The organism is Sphingopyxis macrogoltabida (genome assembly GCF_001307295.1).
Taxonomy (GTDB): domain Bacteria; phylum Pseudomonadota; class Alphaproteobacteria; order Sphingomonadales; family Sphingomonadaceae; genus Sphingopyxis; species Sphingopyxis macrogoltabida_B.
Genome location: NZ_CP012700.1, coordinates 4,271,520 through 4,285,217, shown reverse-complemented (window position 1 = coordinate 4,285,217; position 13,698 = coordinate 4,271,520). Strand labels below are relative to the sequence as shown.

Annotated in this window: 14 protein-coding genes and 1 pseudogene; all 15 read right to left on the bottom strand. The window is 63.2% G+C overall.

The features are described from left to right. The gene (locus tag AN936_RS19860; RefSeq protein ID WP_054589598.1) at nucleotides 1–1,101 is read right to left on the bottom strand and encodes a TrbI/VirB10 family protein; all 1,101 of its coding nucleotides are present in this window, start codon (nucleotides 1,099–1,101) and stop codon (nucleotides 1–3) included. Nucleotides 1,102–1,130: 29 nt separating this feature from the next. Further along, nucleotides 1,131–2,117: a P-type conjugative transfer protein TrbG gene (gene trbG / locus AN936_RS19855; RefSeq protein ID WP_054589597.1), complete on the bottom strand. Its 987-nt coding sequence runs from the start codon at nucleotides 2,115–2,117 to the stop codon at nucleotides 1,131–1,133. Beyond that, nucleotides 2,114–2,803 (bottom strand): conjugal transfer protein TrbF, encoded by a 690-nt coding sequence (trbF, locus tag AN936_RS19850; protein ID WP_054589596.1) that lies wholly within the window; start codon nucleotides 2,801–2,803, stop codon nucleotides 2,114–2,116. Before trbF ends, trbG begins: the two co-directional genes overlap by 4 nt. Then, entirely contained in the window at nucleotides 2,800–4,167 is a 1,368-nt protein-coding gene (gene trbL, locus AN936_RS19845) for a P-type conjugative transfer protein TrbL (protein ID WP_054589595.1), read from the bottom strand. The genes trbF and trbL overlap by 4 nt, the downstream gene beginning before the upstream one ends. 3 nt (nucleotides 4,168–4,170) lie before the next feature. Beyond that, nucleotides 4,171–4,458 (bottom strand): putative entry exclusion protein TrbK-alt, encoded by a 288-nt coding sequence (gene trbK-alt / locus AN936_RS19840; RefSeq protein WP_054589594.1) that lies wholly within the window; start codon nucleotides 4,456–4,458, stop codon nucleotides 4,171–4,173. Between the two features lie 20 nt (nucleotides 4,459–4,478). Next, entirely contained in the window at nucleotides 4,479–5,261 is a 783-nt protein-coding gene (gene trbJ / locus AN936_RS19835) for a P-type conjugative transfer protein TrbJ (protein ID WP_054589593.1), read from the bottom strand. Between the two features lie 350 nt (nucleotides 5,262–5,611). Next, a pseudogene (gene traG / locus AN936_RS19830) lies at nucleotides 5,612–7,030 on the bottom strand (IncP-type conjugal transfer protein TraG); the annotation flags it as partial. A 175-nt stretch (nucleotides 7,031–7,205) separates the two neighbouring features. Further along, a complete protein-coding gene (locus AN936_RS25620; RefSeq protein ID WP_257719812.1) occupies nucleotides 7,206–8,438 on the bottom strand; it encodes a DUF3363 domain-containing protein in 1,233 nt (410 codons plus the stop codon). Nucleotides 8,439–9,591: 1,153 nt separating this feature from the next. Beyond that, nucleotides 9,592–10,299, bottom strand: a complete 708-nt coding sequence (locus AN936_RS19820; RefSeq protein ID WP_054589591.1) for a lytic transglycosylase domain-containing protein — start codon at nucleotides 10,297–10,299, stop codon at nucleotides 9,592–9,594. Between the two features lie 4 nt (nucleotides 10,300–10,303). Then, a complete protein-coding gene (locus AN936_RS19815; RefSeq protein WP_013368398.1) occupies nucleotides 10,304–10,639 on the bottom strand; it encodes a DUF736 domain-containing protein in 336 nt (111 codons plus the stop codon). A gap of 35 nt (nucleotides 10,640–10,674) precedes the next feature. Further along, entirely contained in the window at nucleotides 10,675–11,220 is a 546-nt protein-coding gene (locus tag AN936_RS19810) for a S26 family signal peptidase (RefSeq protein WP_054589590.1), read from the bottom strand. Continuing rightward, on the bottom strand, nucleotides 11,217–11,735 hold the full coding sequence (locus tag AN936_RS19805; protein WP_054589589.1) for a DUF2840 domain-containing protein: 519 nt from the start codon (nucleotides 11,733–11,735) through the stop codon (nucleotides 11,217–11,219). Before AN936_RS19805 ends, AN936_RS19810 begins: the two co-directional genes overlap by 4 nt. After that, nucleotides 11,732–11,986: a hypothetical protein gene (locus tag AN936_RS19800; protein ID WP_054589588.1), complete on the bottom strand. Its 255-nt coding sequence runs from the start codon at nucleotides 11,984–11,986 to the stop codon at nucleotides 11,732–11,734. The genes AN936_RS19805 and AN936_RS19800 overlap by 4 nt, the downstream gene beginning before the upstream one ends. Beyond that, on the bottom strand, nucleotides 11,983–12,636 hold the full coding sequence (parA, locus tag AN936_RS19795; protein WP_054589587.1) for a ParA family partition ATPase: 654 nt from the start codon (nucleotides 12,634–12,636) through the stop codon (nucleotides 11,983–11,985). Before parA ends, AN936_RS19800 begins: the two co-directional genes overlap by 4 nt. After that, on the bottom strand, nucleotides 12,633–13,682 hold the full coding sequence (locus tag AN936_RS19790) for a replication initiator protein A (protein ID WP_420496820.1): 1,050 nt from the start codon (nucleotides 13,680–13,682) through the stop codon (nucleotides 12,633–12,635). Before AN936_RS19790 ends, parA begins: the two co-directional genes overlap by 4 nt. Nucleotides 13,683–13,698 lie beyond the last annotated feature (16 nt).

Below are 13,698 nucleotides of genomic sequence, written 5' to 3'. Positions count from 1 at the left end.
TCAATTCCTGTAAGGTTCGAGTACGAGATCGCGGGTGACAATGACCCTGATGGGATAGCCAGGCCGGACGGTCAGCGTTGGCGCGACCTGCAACTGGCGCTGGACGATCTGCTGTCCGGCCTGGTTGATGGTGTCCTGCGCCCCGTCACGGATGGCGCGGATCAGGCGATCCTCGTCATCGGTCGCCAGTTCCGTTCCGATGCCGAGCAGCGTGGACAGGCCCGCCGCTTTCATCAGATCCCACCAGTGGTAATCGACGCCATCCTCCAGACCGGCATAGCCGGAAGCGTCAGCACCGGGCTGGCGCTCCAGCACGATGGAGCGGCCATTGGGCAGGATCAGGCGATTCCAGATCAGGAGCACACGGCGCTGGCCGAAGGTCACAACAGCATCGTACTGGCCGATGATGCGCGTTCCCTGCGGGATCAGGAGCAGCGCGCCGGTGGGGCTGTCATAGACATTTTCCGTGACCTGTGCGGTGATCTGGCCCGGCAGATCGGAACGGATGCCGGTAATCATAGCAGCCGGGATTACGGCCCCAGCCTGAAGGATATAGGGCGAGGCTGGCGCCATGATCCGGTTGGTGGCGACGGTCTGCCGATCCACCGGACCATTCAGAAAAGCCGTGTGCCGGTCCTGCGTTGTGGGCTGACCGCCAAGGTCAAGGCCAGCGAGGCCCGGCATATTGGAGCCGGGTGTCGTCGCTGATCGCTGCCCCGACTGGAAGAACACGGTGCTAAGACGCGCGGCTTCTTCCTCGGCGAGACGACGCTCCTCGGCGGGGTCGCGAGTGGGCGCTGCCATAGCCGGCGGCGTAACGGGCTGCCCCCTGTTCTGCGCATCGAGGATCGGGCCACCGAGGTCGCCCGGCAAAGCTGGCCCCAGGACGGGGCCGGTATAATCGCGCGGCAGACCGGCCAGACCGTCCGCTGTGGGGCGGTTCTCGGTCGAGTAGAGCTCTTCGGCATTTCCGCCCATGTCTCGGGTCTGGAGCGCATAGATCAATGCGCCGCCAATGCCGAGGAGCGCGACGGCGCCAACACCAGCCAGCATCTTGCGCGACAGGCGCGTGACGCGCGGCGGCTCGGCGCGCAGACGCATAGGAGGCGCATTGGTGGTCGTCTCTTCGCTCAAGACGGCTCCTCCCCGGTATTCGCGGGCCGGGCCGCATGCCTTTGTTCAACGCGGACAATCCTGACGGTCTGCTGACGATCGCGGCTGCCAAGGCGCAGCTCGGCAGCACCGAACAGGCGATCCACGATCAGAATGTTCTGGTGAATGCGGCTGTTGACGATCTGCGTTTCGCCCTCGGAGCCTATGACGAATATTGGCGGCATCTCGCCCTGCACGATGCCGCGCGGGAAGACGACATAGACACGGCGGCCATCATCGAAGACGGAAATCGGCCGCCACGGTGGCGTGTCTCCGGTCAACCCGTAACGATAGTTTCGGGCCGTCTCGACAGGGATGATGGGGGCTGCCGGAACAGTCACGCGATGATCGGCAGGCAGCGCGGGATAGGCCCAGGCCACAGCGGGCATATAGAGCGCCGCGCGGGCGCGAAGTTCAATGAGATAGACGCGGCGATCCGTGCTGATGACAAGATTGGTGGAAATATCCTCACGGGTCGGTTTGACAAGGATATGGACGCGGCGGCTCGTACCCGATCCGCTTTCGGTGTCACCAATGATCCAGCGCGCGGTGTCGCCTGCTGCAATCGGTCCTGTGCCGGTCAGGCTTTCGCCGGGTTCAAGCGCAATTGTCGTGATCTGCCCCGGTGCGGCATAGACCTGAAACAGCGCGCCTTCCGACCAGGGGTAGATCTGGATGGCGTTGTAATAGCCTTCCCGGCGTGGTTCGACACGGGCGGCGGCATTGGCATTCTCGACGCGGCCTGCCGGTGTTCCGGCAGCGCTCCCGCCGCGTGCGACCGTCCAGGCCGGTGGCGTATGCAGCGGCCGAGGCCGGTCATCGGTGACGGCGGCAGGCACGACAGGCAGCGCCGGCACATCGGTATCATAGCTGAACTGCGGCGCTATGTTGGTGGCGCAACCGGCCAGCATGGTGGCAGACAGCAATAAAGCCGCGAAGGCGGGTTTGCGGGTCAAAGTGCTCATTGGCTCATCTCCCGCGACCAGGAGATGGCGTTGACGTAGATGCCGAGCGGATTGGCGCGCAGACGTTCAGCATCGCGCGGCGTCTGGATCACGATGGTCAGGATCGCGGTCCACCGTTCGGTCGTGGAAAGCTGGCCGTTCTCATAGTGGCGCTCGGTCCAGGCGACACGGAAGCTGTCATTCGAGGCGCGGATCACCGACGACACTTCAACCGCAATTTGCTGCCTGCCGACCTTGGCGAACGGGTCATTGGCGCGGGCATAGTCATTGAGGATTGCCGCACCCCGGTCCGTCGTGAACTCGTAGGCACGAAGCCAGTTCTGCCGCACGATGATTGCGTCGGCGGGGATCGAGCGCGTCTGTTCGATGAAGCGGCCGAGATGAAAAGCGATCTGCGGATCGGTCGGGCGATAGTCAGCCACGGCGGGCGCAACGGCCTGCGACTGGCCGAGATTATCGACCTGTACCACCCAGGGCACGACCGTCCCGCGCGCCGATTGCCAGACAAGGGCCGAGGCGAAACCGGCAGAGAGGATCAGCGAGCCGAAGGCCATGACGCGCCAGTTCTTTGCCTGCACGCGAGCCGAACCGATGCGCTCGTCCCAGGCCTGGGCAGCTTTCTGATAGGGCGTCTCGGGTTCGGGCGATTTGCCGTAATGGGCCGATGGACGTTTGAAGATGTTCATGAGCGGTCACTTTCAGAAAGATTGATGGAGGAGCCGCCGCCATGGCTGTCGCCGGAGCGCACGGCATGGGCGGCCATCGACGTGCCGTGGCTAAGTGTCTGCTTGCGCTGCATCTGCTTTGCCCATGCCGGAGAGCCGCCAGCCTGCGTGGCGGGTGACGGGGCAGCGCTTGCAGCATCGCTGGCGCCTCCGATTGTTCCAGCCGTGGAAGAGCCGCCGGTGACGCCGAATCCGGCACGCGCTCCATCGGAAAAGCTGGACTTGACGCTTTCCGATGCCTTCGAGGCAGCACGTTTCAGGGGCGATGCGGCGGCAGAGCCTGCGGCACGGGCAACACCGCCCAGACCGGAAGCGACGCCGGCAGCGCCGGACTGGCCAAGCGAACCGACACTATAGGCGGCGCTCGCCGCACCTGCGGCGGCAGCACCACCCCGCACGGCTGCCGCTCCACCAGAGAGCGCTGCTCCTCCTCCCTTCGCGGCCATGCCAGCGGCGGCACCCCCGGCAAGCATCATGCCTCCTGCGGCAAGGCCGGTTCCAACGGCAGCACCCGCACCAAGCTGGGGACCACCGGAAACCAGACCAGAAGCGATTCCGGGACCGAATATGCCAAGGCCGAGAAGGGAAAGGGCTGCCAGCACGATCGCCATGGCATCATCGATGGTCGGCGTCACGCCGCCGAAACCTGCGGTGAACTGCGAGAACAGCGTCGATCCGATGCCGATGATGACGGCCAGCACCAGCACCTTGATGCCGGAGGAAACGACATTGCCCAGCACGCGCTCGGCCATGAAGGCGGTCTTGCCGAAGAGGCCGAAGGGGATCAGCACAAAACCGGCCAGTGTGGTCAGCTTGAACTCGATCAGCGTGACGAAGAGCTGCACGGCGAGAATGAAGAAGGCCAGGAGCACCAGCACCCAGGCGAACATCAGGCAGGCGATCTGGATGAAGTTCTCGAAGAAAGACCAATAGCCCATCATGTCAGAGATGGATTCGAGCAGCGGGCGACCGGCATCAAGGCCGGTCTGCGCCACCTTGCCGGGACGCAGCAGATCGGCGGCGGAAAAGCCGGTGCCCGAACCCTTGAGGCCCAGACCGGCAAAACTGTCGAAGATGATCTGGGCGAGACTGTTCCAGTTGCCGATCAGATAGGCGAAGACGCCGACAAAGAGCGTTTTCTTGACCAGCCGGGCGATGATGTCGTCATCCGCGCCCCAGGACCAGAACAGTGCCGCCAGCGTCACGTCGATGACGATCAGCGTGGTGGCGATGAAGGCAACTTCACCGCCGAGCAGGCCGAACCCACTGTCGATATAGGAGGTGAAGACCCCTAGGAAATTGTCGATGACGCCGGTGCCGCCCATGGTTCACTGTCCCCCGTTCTGATGCGGGGCGGCGGGCACCGGCGTTCGGCCGAGAAAGCGGTCGCGGTTCTCGGCCCAGGTGGCGAGGCAACCGGGATCACTCACGGCGGCCTCGCCTAACTGCTGGCAACGGCGCAGGCTCTGGCGCAGCGGATCGGCAGAGGGCTGAAGCGATGGCGCTGGGCGGTTCTGCGCCGGATCATCCTCGCGGGTCATTTCGATCACCGTGGCGGTGATGGCGATAGCCACGAATATGATCGCGCCTAGCCGTGCTAGCATCTTGCCGTCCATGTCGCGCCCCTCCTGTCCGGTCAGTTGTTGCCGTTGCCGAACATCCGGGCATTGCCGGGCTGGTAGCCCGATCCCGGCGTCAGGAAGCGTTCGCGCTGGACGCGGCCCTGTTCGGCAGCCGTGGCACGCTCAGCCTCAATCAGCGCCTCGGATCGGCCATTGGCCGACATCAGTGCGATCAGGTCGGAAAGCTGCTGTGACTGGAGGGCGAGAAGCTGATTGCCCGCCTGCGTAGCTTGCAACGCCCCGGTCGCGTTCTGGCTCTGCCCGACCAGTTCCGACATCTGTGTGCGGTTGGTGTCGATGTTGCCGACGACGCCGGCCTGCACGCGCATGGCGTCCTGCAAGCCACCGACCGTATTCTGCCAGCGGGACCGCGCGTCGGCGACAAGCTCGCCATCGGTCGCAGACAGCGAGACGTTGCCGTATTGGGTCTGGAAGATCTGATCGACCTTCTGCACGTCGAAGGCGATGTTCTGCGCCTGGCTCAGGAGTTGCTGCGTGCGCTGGAGGTTCTGCTGCAAGGTCTGGAGCGAGGAATACGGCAGGCTGGTGAGATCGCGCGCCTGATTGATAAGCATCTGCGCTTCGTTCTGAAGCGAGGCAATCTGGTTGTTGATCTGCTCCAGCGTGCGCGCGGCCGTAAGCAGGTTCTGCGCATAGTTGGTCGGGTCATAGACGATGCGGCCGAAGCCGAACTGCGCGTGGGCCGGACTGGTCAGCATGGGCGAGAGCGCAAGCGGCGCGGCAAGCAGTGTTGCCGCCATGAGCATGGCCCGCGAACGGGGAAGACGGATAGTCATGGTCAGGACTCCTTTTCGGTCTGGGGGATGAGATTGGTGAGAGCGGGGATCAGTTCTGCTGCCCATTCAACACCGCGATCGCGCAGCCAGGCGGCGAGGAAGCCGTCCTGCCCATGCTCGGCGACAAGATCGGCGATGCGGGTCTGATCGGTTTTGGATGATGCGGCGCAGAGCGCGAGACCGACTTCGGAAAGGCCCAGCTCGAACAGCCGATCGCCGCGCCGCGACTGGCAGTAATAATCCCGCTTGGGCGTGGCCCGTGCGAGGATCTCAATCTGCCGATCATTGAGGCCGAAACGGCGATAGATCGCGGTGATCTGTGGCTCGATCGCGCGCTCGTTCGGCAGGAGAAGTCGTGTCGGGCAGCTTTCGATGATGGCCGCAAAGGCAACCCGCACATGGCAGTTGTCCAAAATGGCATTGTTCTGCCCATAGGCGCGCTCGATTTGGTTGAGCGATTGGGCGATCAGGAACGCTTTCAGGCCGTAGCCGGCCATAAAGGCCAGCGCCGATTCAAAGAAATCCAGCCGCCCCAGTGCCGGAAACTCATCGAGCATCAACAGGAGGCGATGCCGCTTGCCGGAGGTTTCCAGTTCCTCGGTAAGCCGCCGCCCGACCTGATTGAGGATGAGGCGGATCAGCGGCTTGGTCCGATTGATGTCCGAGGGTGGCACGACAAGATAGAGACTGACCGGCTCTTTCGCGCCAACCAGATCGGCGATGCGCCAGTCGCAGCGCTCCGTCACGCGGGCCACAACCGGATCTCGATAAAGTCCAAGAAACGACATGGCCGTCGAAAGCACGCCGGAGCGTTCGTTCTCGGATTTGTTCAGAAGCTCACGTGCAGACGAGGCAATGACGGGATGCACCCCGGCTTCGCCCAGATGCGGCGTGTCCATCATCGCGCGTAAGGTCGCCTCGACAGGACGGCGCGGATCGGACAGGAAATTGGCGACGCCCGCCAGTGTCTTTTCCTTCTCGGCATAGAGAACATGCAGGATCGCGCCGACAAGCAGGCTGTGGCTGGTCTTTTCCCAATGGTTGCGTTTGTCGAGGCTGCCTTCGGGATCAACGAGAATGTCCGCGATGTTCTGCACATCGCGTACTTCCCATTCCCCCTGCCGGACTTCCAGCAACGGATTATAGGCTGCGGAATGCACATTGGTCGGATCGAACAGCAGGACACGGCCATGATGGGACCGAAAGCCTGCGGTCAGGTTCCAGTTCTCACCCTTGATGTCATGGACAATGCAGCTTCCCGGCCAGGTCAGCAGCGTTGGCACGACGAGGCCCACGCCCTTGCCGGATCGGGTCGGCGCAAAGCACAGCACATGCTCGGGGCCGCCATGACGCAAATAATCCTTGCTGTGCCGCCCCAAAACGACGCCATCCGGGCCGAGCAATCCGGCAGCATGGATTTCCTTATCCTCGGCCCATCGCGCTGAGCCATAGGTGGCGACATTGCGGGCCTCGCGTGCCCGGATGATCGACATGAGGAAGGCGGCAGCTATAGCAAGAACCGCCCCGGACGTGGCGATGAACGCGCCTTCGGTAAAGATGCCCGGCGCATAGGCGTCGTACGAAAACCACCACCAGAAGAAGGCCGGTGGATAGTAGAACGGCCATCCGGCAACATCGAACCAGGGATCGCCGAGCTGTGGCTGGAAGCCGAGCCGGAAAGCCACCCATTGCGTTGCAGCCCAGACCATCACCACGACGATGGTGAACACGACAATGATCTGGCCCCAGAGTATTCGGCCTCCACGCATACAGGCTCCAATCGACAAGAGAGACGGAGCCGATCAGAAAATAGACGTTTTCGAAAGCCACAACAGGAAAAGCAGGGGTATCGCGTTGCTGGATACCATCGGCGGCAAATCGGACAGGCCTTTTCATATGCCGATTTCGACCGAACAATTTATGAGGCGCGAGTTCGGCAAAGGCTCAAACGCCGAGCCCTCGCGTCCGTCCCATTTGCCATGAGACTGATCCACCCTGCACGATGCCCGCAACCTCGCGGCCGAGCTGACGGTCGATGACCGGCCGCCAGGGGACAAGGGTAAACTCGTGGCTCTTTTCGACGATGGCGAACTTGCCGCTCGATAGATGTGCGGTCCCGGTGAACTTGCCGCTGACGTTCTCGCCATCGGCAGCCGCACGGAACGGCAATCGTTTGCTCCCGGCCATCTCCGCACCGACGCGGGCCACTTCCCGTTCCCGCAGATTGGCGAGTAGATTGCGCCGATAGAGGATGCGTCCATTCTGCTGCCGCGTGGCATCGCCCTGTGCGATATGGTGTTCACGCCGCTGGTCCATAGCCTCGCGCACCTGCTGGCCGAACCCTGCCGGGGTAAGGTCAGAGGCGTCCGATGTGACCAATCGCCGGTCCAACCAGGTCGCGCCATCGGCGCCGATCTGCTTTTCCAGATCGAAGGTCGAGACGACACGGATGCTGGCTTGCCGGTTGCGACCGGCATCATAGGCGGTGGCGCGGCTCTCGAAGTCTTCCGGGATGCGCCACTGGTCGGCGTCGATCCGCTCGGCAATCCCGGCCCGGCGTAGCGCCTCCAGTCGCCGGACATGGGCATCGACATAGCCCTCGTAATCACCACCCGGCACACGTCCCTCGAACTTCACCTGTTCGAGGTGGCGGCTTGGTCTGTAGATACCATTCTCCGAGATCGTAGCGATGGTGCGATCAGAGGGACGTTGTGCTGTGTCAGTGGGGCCGACTTCCACGATACTGCCGATCCGGGCGTCCTCGACGCGGGCCGGATCAATGCCGGGAAGATGGTGGGTTCGCCCGTCGATGCCGTCCACCACGAGCGTCAGGTTCTCGCCCATCTCGTCGGTGAGGTATTTGTCCACGACGCGACCGGTGATGGGTGCCGCCGGTGCTGCATCGTGAAGCTGGAAGGTCATCGGGTCGCGCTCCTGCCCATCGGCCTTCAACGCCTTGTGCATGTTGCCGATGATGTCGCCGCGTTCTCCGAGATCACGCAGCGCCGATTCCATCTTCGCGCCAAGCTCCCAAACGCCGGGTGCATGTTCCGTGGCCAGCCCCATCTTTTCCAGCTTGGCGAGACGGCGCAGGCGAAGCGTGCGGTTGAACTGGCGGCGTGCATCTGCGGGTTCATGGCGCAGATCGAGGAACCTTTCATCGGCCTCCTCGGCCATGGCGCGGTCGATGCGCGTGAAGCGGTCCTGATCGATTTCGGCAGACAGCTTGCGGCTCTGTTCGATGTCGGTCACGGGGCCGAGTTCCAGCGTGGTCAATTCGCTGGCCCGCTCGCGGATGCCGTTGGCGAGATAGTCGCCGTTGATGACAAGATTCTCGCCCAGGTCATCCTTGCCCCGGACGATGACGTGCACATGGGGATGGCCGGTATTGTGGTGATTGACCGCCACCCAATCGAGTTTCGTGCCAAGGTCGGTCTCGATGCGGCTCATCAGATCGCGGGTGTGTTCGGTGAGGTCGGAAAGATCGGCAGCATCTTCGGGCGAAACGATGAAGCGGAACTGATGGCGATCATCCTTGCCGCGATCAAGAAAGGCATCTCCATCAGCACGATCGTCGGTGGCGGAATAGAGCTGGCCACGCTCGCCATCGCGCGAGGTGCCGTCGCGCTGGATGTAGCGCAGATGGGCAGACCCTTTGCCATTCTTCCCCGCGCTCTGGACGTACCGGGTCTTGACGACGACGCGGCGCACGCCGGCCGCACTGTGACGCCAGCCGCCCGACAGGGTTCGGGCGCGGACAAAGGCCGCGCCGCGGCCACGCCTGACGCCCGGACCTTTGCCAGCCCGCGACGCCTTCCCGCTCTTTCCGGCCGAACCAGATGAAGGCGACGAGGACGTCCGTGATGCGAATGATGATGACCTGCCCGGGCTGTTGCTATGCTGACGCGCCAGCTTCTTCGCCTGCGTCAGAAAGCTCTTCGCCTTGCCCGCCTTCTGGACGTCGGATTTGATCCGGCCCGGCCTGGGGCGAAAGCGGTTGTCGTCGTCGCCACTCATGGGCGCATCCCATGCTGTTTAGGCACGCAAACGGCAGGTATTTGGCTATAGTGCCGGTCAAAACCCAGCAAAGCCAAGGCTTTGCGGCAGATCGCGGCACGCGAGGCCCAAAAGCAGGGTGCCGTGCGCCGCGCCTCAAAACAGTGTGCAGACAAGGGCTTGCCCAGAAACCGACCCGACAGGGTGCCGGTTTCCTTTATCTTGCCCTCCGCCTTTCTTTCCCTTTTTGCCCTTCCTGCCGGGAATGCAGCCAGGCGACCCCTTGCCTGACTGCACACCGGAAGCGGACCGAAAGCGCGTGGAGCCGCCATGCTCATGGCGCATCTCCATTGCTCGCACGGGCCACGAATATGCCGCCGTCCTGCGGCTCCTGATCGACGGAATCGCGCAGAGGAACGGTTGCGCGGACGTCGTTCGACGGCTGATTGACCGCCGCCGAATTGCCGCCGGATTGCGCAACAAAGAGCGGAGCTTCGCGCCAATCCGGCGGCGGCGGCACGATCGTCGGCACATCTGGCGCAGCCGCATGCCCGAGAACAGGTGCGAGCGTGGCGACATAGGCGCGTGTTTCTGCGGGCAAAGTGCGACCTGTCGCCAGATGCTCGTCATAGCGACCGGGACCGGCATTGTAGGCGGCAAGCATGGCCGCGACATTGCCATAGCGGTCCCACATCTCCCGCAGATACGCGGCACCTGCGAGGATGTTGTCGCGCGGATCGTAAGGATCGCGCCCGAGGCCGTGGCGGCTGCGCAGGCCCGCCCAGGTATCGGGCATGACCTGCATCAGTCCCATTGCACCCGCCGATGAGATGGCGCGCACATCGCCCGCGCTTTCCACACGCAGCACGGCCCGAATCCAGTGCTCTGGAATGCCGAAACGCTGTGACGCCTCGGCAATGAAAGCAGCATGGGGATGCGCAGTGACAGGCGCGGGTTGCGGCGTGACCTGCGCAATGGCTGGCGTCAATCCGCTACCCGCCGACAGAAGGGCCGTGAAGAGAAGAAGGGAGCGGGATCGCATGATCTCAGTCCCGATCTTCGCGGGGCCGCGGGCGGCTCCAGTGCAGCGACCATGACGAGCCTGCATCGTCGTCGCGGAACAGATTGGCGCGGATCGGCTGCGGCAAGGCGGGATCGTCGAGCAGCACCGAAAGATATTCGCCAGCCTTTTCGCCGGTGCGTTTCCATGCAGCACCGACTTCCGGCCCGTCATGTTCAATGTAATGGACGCGATAGTCCGGCGCATTCTCCGCATCGGAATGTTCAGCGGGCACGATGACGAGATCGCGCTTCATGGTGAGCGTGACGAGCTGACCGGCGAAGCCGGATGCGTCACGCGCAAATTGACCGATCTGTGGCATGGTATGTCTCCTGTGTTGGTGGGTTTGGCGTGGGTTCAATGCGTGGCCGCCCGCCATTCGTAGCGGCCATCGCCTTCCCCATCGGTCCAGAGCGGGAGCGCCCGGCCGATGACGGAACTGGCGGGAACAGGTCCGAAGTAACGGCCGTCGAGGCTGTCCCGAATGTCCCAATTCATGAGGAAGAGTTCACCGTCGCCGATGATGCGGCAGCCCTGCCAGACCGGCAGATCGCGGCCCATGCGGTCGCGCTCCAGCGCGTCCCCCATCTCGACATTATCGACGGTAATGGTCGCACCGTTACGGCAGACGCGTTGCCCCGGCAGGCCGAGGACACGCTTCAGCAACGGCACGCCGCGTCCGATATAGCCGCGCTGGACCATGAACCGCTCCAGCGGCTCAGACGGCATGATGGCGACCAGTTCGGGAACTTCGAGCGCTTCGGTGGGAGCAACTGTGTAGAAGCCGATGGGCGCGCTGGCAGTCGCATTCCAGATCAGCCGGGTTGGCAGATCGGCAACAGCCGTGGCGACAAGCGTGCCGACGGCCAGCATGGACACGGCAAGGATATGACGGCGGCTCATGGTGCGATCCTCCGTCTGCTGGCCCATGCAGCATGGCGCTCCGGGGTGTAGGTGTTGGGTTCCTGACCGGCACTCAAACGGTTGTGGACGTGCCGCCAATGGTCCGGGGCAACATCCGCCGGATCGACGCCAAGCGCGTCCACCGCATCGATCAGGGCCAACACCCGCTGGACCTTTGGCCAGCCGTCGATACGCAGCAGGATCTCGCCGCCAGGTCGAACGAAGGGCACGGTCTGGTACGGTTCGCCACGCCTGACAGCGCGCAGGATGTCGAGCCGCGAAACGATGGTGCCGTAATCGTTGGAAGCCCAGCGGACGAAGGCGAAGATGCTTTCGGGCTCAAAACCGATCAGACTGCGGCGGCGGTCGATGATCTGCTCAAAGCTCTTGCGTCCAAAGCGTATCCACCGCTCGACCTTCTTTTTCTGGAAGGTCAGTTCGACCAATGTGGTGAACGGAGCTGGCCCTTCCGCCTGCGGATGTTCATGCGCTGCCCGCGCGGTTGTACCGGTCATGGCTGATCTCCTTCGGTGGGTGGAAACTCGCGGACCAGCAGCTCGCGCAGCATCACGGCGACGGTGACGCTGCGCCGGAAAGCGGCGACCTTGATGCGCCCGCGCAGTTCGGGCGTGATGTCGATGGTCAGGCGCGCGGTGAACGCCTCCGTAGCCGTCTTGCCGGTTGCCGGCGCATCGGCGGCTCTGACCCAGCTATCGGGATTGCCCGGACGCGATGCGAAGCCAGATTTGACGGGTGGCCGTGTCATGGCACGATCCTCCCGATACCGAGGCCATCGATTTCGGCCGCCAGTGCTGTGACCTCCTGTGCGGCCCGTTCGCCGCCATCGGTCTCGGGGACCAGTCGCCCGGTCTGTGCGGCTTCGGCGAAGGCGACACGCTGGCCGATTGTCGTGGCCAGCAAGGGCGGATCATGGTCAGCCAGTGTCTCGGCCGTTTCGCGGGCGATGACGGTGCGCGCAGCGCATCGGTTCAGCAGAAAACGGGCAGACAGCTCCGGTCGATAGATGCGCGCTTCGTTCAGAAGCGCCAACATCTCGGCCGAGGCCCAGCCGTCGAAAGGAGATGGCTGCACCGGGATCAGCACCAGATCGGCTGCAAGCAGCGCAGAGCGCATCAAACCAGCGACACGGGGTGGACCATCGATGACGACATGATCGGCGTCACGCGCCAGCTCCGGCGCTTCCCGATGCAGGGTATCGCGGGCAAGGCCGATGACGGTGAACAGCCTTGGCAGTCCTTCATGGCTGCGCCGCTGCGACCAATCGAGTGCGGAGCCTTGCGGGTCGGCATCGATCAGGATGACGCGCTTGCCTTGCGCAGCCCAGGCTCCGGCGAGATGCAGCGCCAGCGTGGTCTTGCCCACGCCGCCTTTCTGATTGAGGAACGCGACGATCATCGCCGCTCCCCAAGCTTGCCAAGAGGAAGTTCAGGCGTAGTCGCGCGCGCGATTGTTCCTGAGTTTGCGTGTGTCAGCTTGCCTTTGCGGACACCCGATTTCAGTGCCGCGCCGGCCTTCGCGATGAGCTTTTCCACATCGCGCCGCCGCTCTTCAAAGTTAGATTCTGTGTTAGACTCTAAGTTAAGGGCACGATTTTCGCTTTTATTACTTGATGATAGGAGCCGTTTGGGTTCCCGATAGCACGAGCCGCCGGTTCCTGATGGCACGATAGTCCGGGTTCCCGATAGCACGAGGCCATCCACAGGTTTTCCACAGGACGGAGAAGGCTCGAAAGCGAGCAGCATCCTGCCGCCGGTTTCGACCTCTGTGAACAGGGTGTAACCCGGCAATGGCTGACGACGGATAATGTCGCGCAATTCGAAAGCGAAGCGCTTGAACGGCGAGAGACTTCCCGATTTTTGGTACAGGTGCCGGAAATCGAACCGCCAACCATTCTTCTGCCGTCCACCATGCTTGCGCACCAGGCGATAGAGCCAGCGATCGAGTCCTCCGGTTAGATCGAAATAGGCCCGGTCGATGGTGAGGATCAGGGCGTCGTCCAGAACCGCACTGTAGAACCAGTCGGGAACGATCATCTCGATCCCGTCCGGGCGGCCGTTGGCATCGGTTCGTTCATGCCACTCGTTGATCCAAGAAAAGCGATGGCGTCGCCCGCTGGCGCGCTGGCGGATCGAAGTCGCAACAGTGGTCGATTGCAGGCGGTCCAGCGCCGCTTTCAGACGCTGATAGTCACGTAGCGAGGTTCCCCGCCCGGTGAATGTCAGGATTTCATACGGCGTTGCCGCCATCAGGCGGGACGTGCGCAGACCGGCATCCCGGGCTTCCACAATCTGACTGGCCGCCCAAATCAGAATATCGGCGTCCCAGATCGTCGCCATACCGTGATCAGGAACAGCTTCGACGCGGATCGAGACACTGCCAAGCTCGAAATCAATCGGGCGTGTCCGGTGTGACTTGGAAAGAGAGAAGAAGGGATAAGCCATGAGATCCTGCGCGTCT

Excerpts from the sequence above, each read along its gene's own strand:
- AN936_RS19805 (WP_054589589.1), bottom strand. The coding sequence starts at position 11,735 with ATGACCGGTACAACCGCGCGGGCAGCGCATGAACATCCGCAGGCGGAA.
- trbF (WP_054589596.1), bottom strand. The coding sequence starts at position 2,803 with ATGAACATCTTCAAACGTCCATCGGCCCATTACGGCAAATCGCCCGAA.
- AN936_RS19800 (WP_054589588.1), bottom strand. The coding sequence starts at position 11,986 with ATGACACGGCCACCCGTCAAATCTGGCTTCGCATCGCGTCCGGGCAAT.
- parA (WP_054589587.1), bottom strand. The coding sequence starts at position 12,636 with ATGATCGTCGCGTTCCTCAATCAGAAAGGCGGCGTGGGCAAGACCACG.
- trbJ (WP_054589593.1), bottom strand. The coding sequence starts at position 5,261 with ATGACTATCCGTCTTCCCCGTTCGCGGGCCATGCTCATGGCGGCAACA.
- AN936_RS19810 (WP_054589590.1), bottom strand. The coding sequence starts at position 11,220 with ATGAGCCGCCGTCATATCCTTGCCGTGTCCATGCTGGCCGTCGGCACG.
- AN936_RS19820 (WP_054589591.1), bottom strand. The coding sequence starts at position 10,299 with ATGCGATCCCGCTCCCTTCTTCTCTTCACGGCCCTTCTGTCGGCGGGT.
- trbL (WP_054589595.1), bottom strand. The coding sequence starts at position 4,167 with ATGGGCGGCACCGGCGTCATCGACAATTTCCTAGGGGTCTTCACCTCC.
- AN936_RS19815 (WP_013368398.1), bottom strand. The coding sequence starts at position 10,639 with ATGCCACAGATCGGTCAATTTGCGCGTGACGCATCCGGCTTCGCCGGT.
- AN936_RS19860 (WP_054589598.1), bottom strand. The coding sequence starts at position 1,101 with ATGCGTCTGCGCGCCGAGCCGCCGCGCGTCACGCGCCTGTCGCGCAAG.
- AN936_RS19790 (WP_420496820.1), bottom strand. The coding sequence starts at position 13,682 with ATGGCTTATCCCTTCTTCTCTCTTTCCAAGTCACACCGGACACGCCCG.
- trbK-alt (WP_054589594.1), bottom strand. The coding sequence starts at position 4,458 with ATGGACGGCAAGATGCTAGCACGGCTAGGCGCGATCATATTCGTGGCT.
- AN936_RS25620 (WP_257719812.1), bottom strand. The coding sequence starts at position 8,438 with ATGGCCGAGGAGGCCGATGAAAGGTTCCTCGATCTGCGCCATGAACCC.
- trbG (WP_054589597.1), bottom strand. The coding sequence starts at position 2,117 with ATGAGCACTTTGACCCGCAAACCCGCCTTCGCGGCTTTATTGCTGTCT.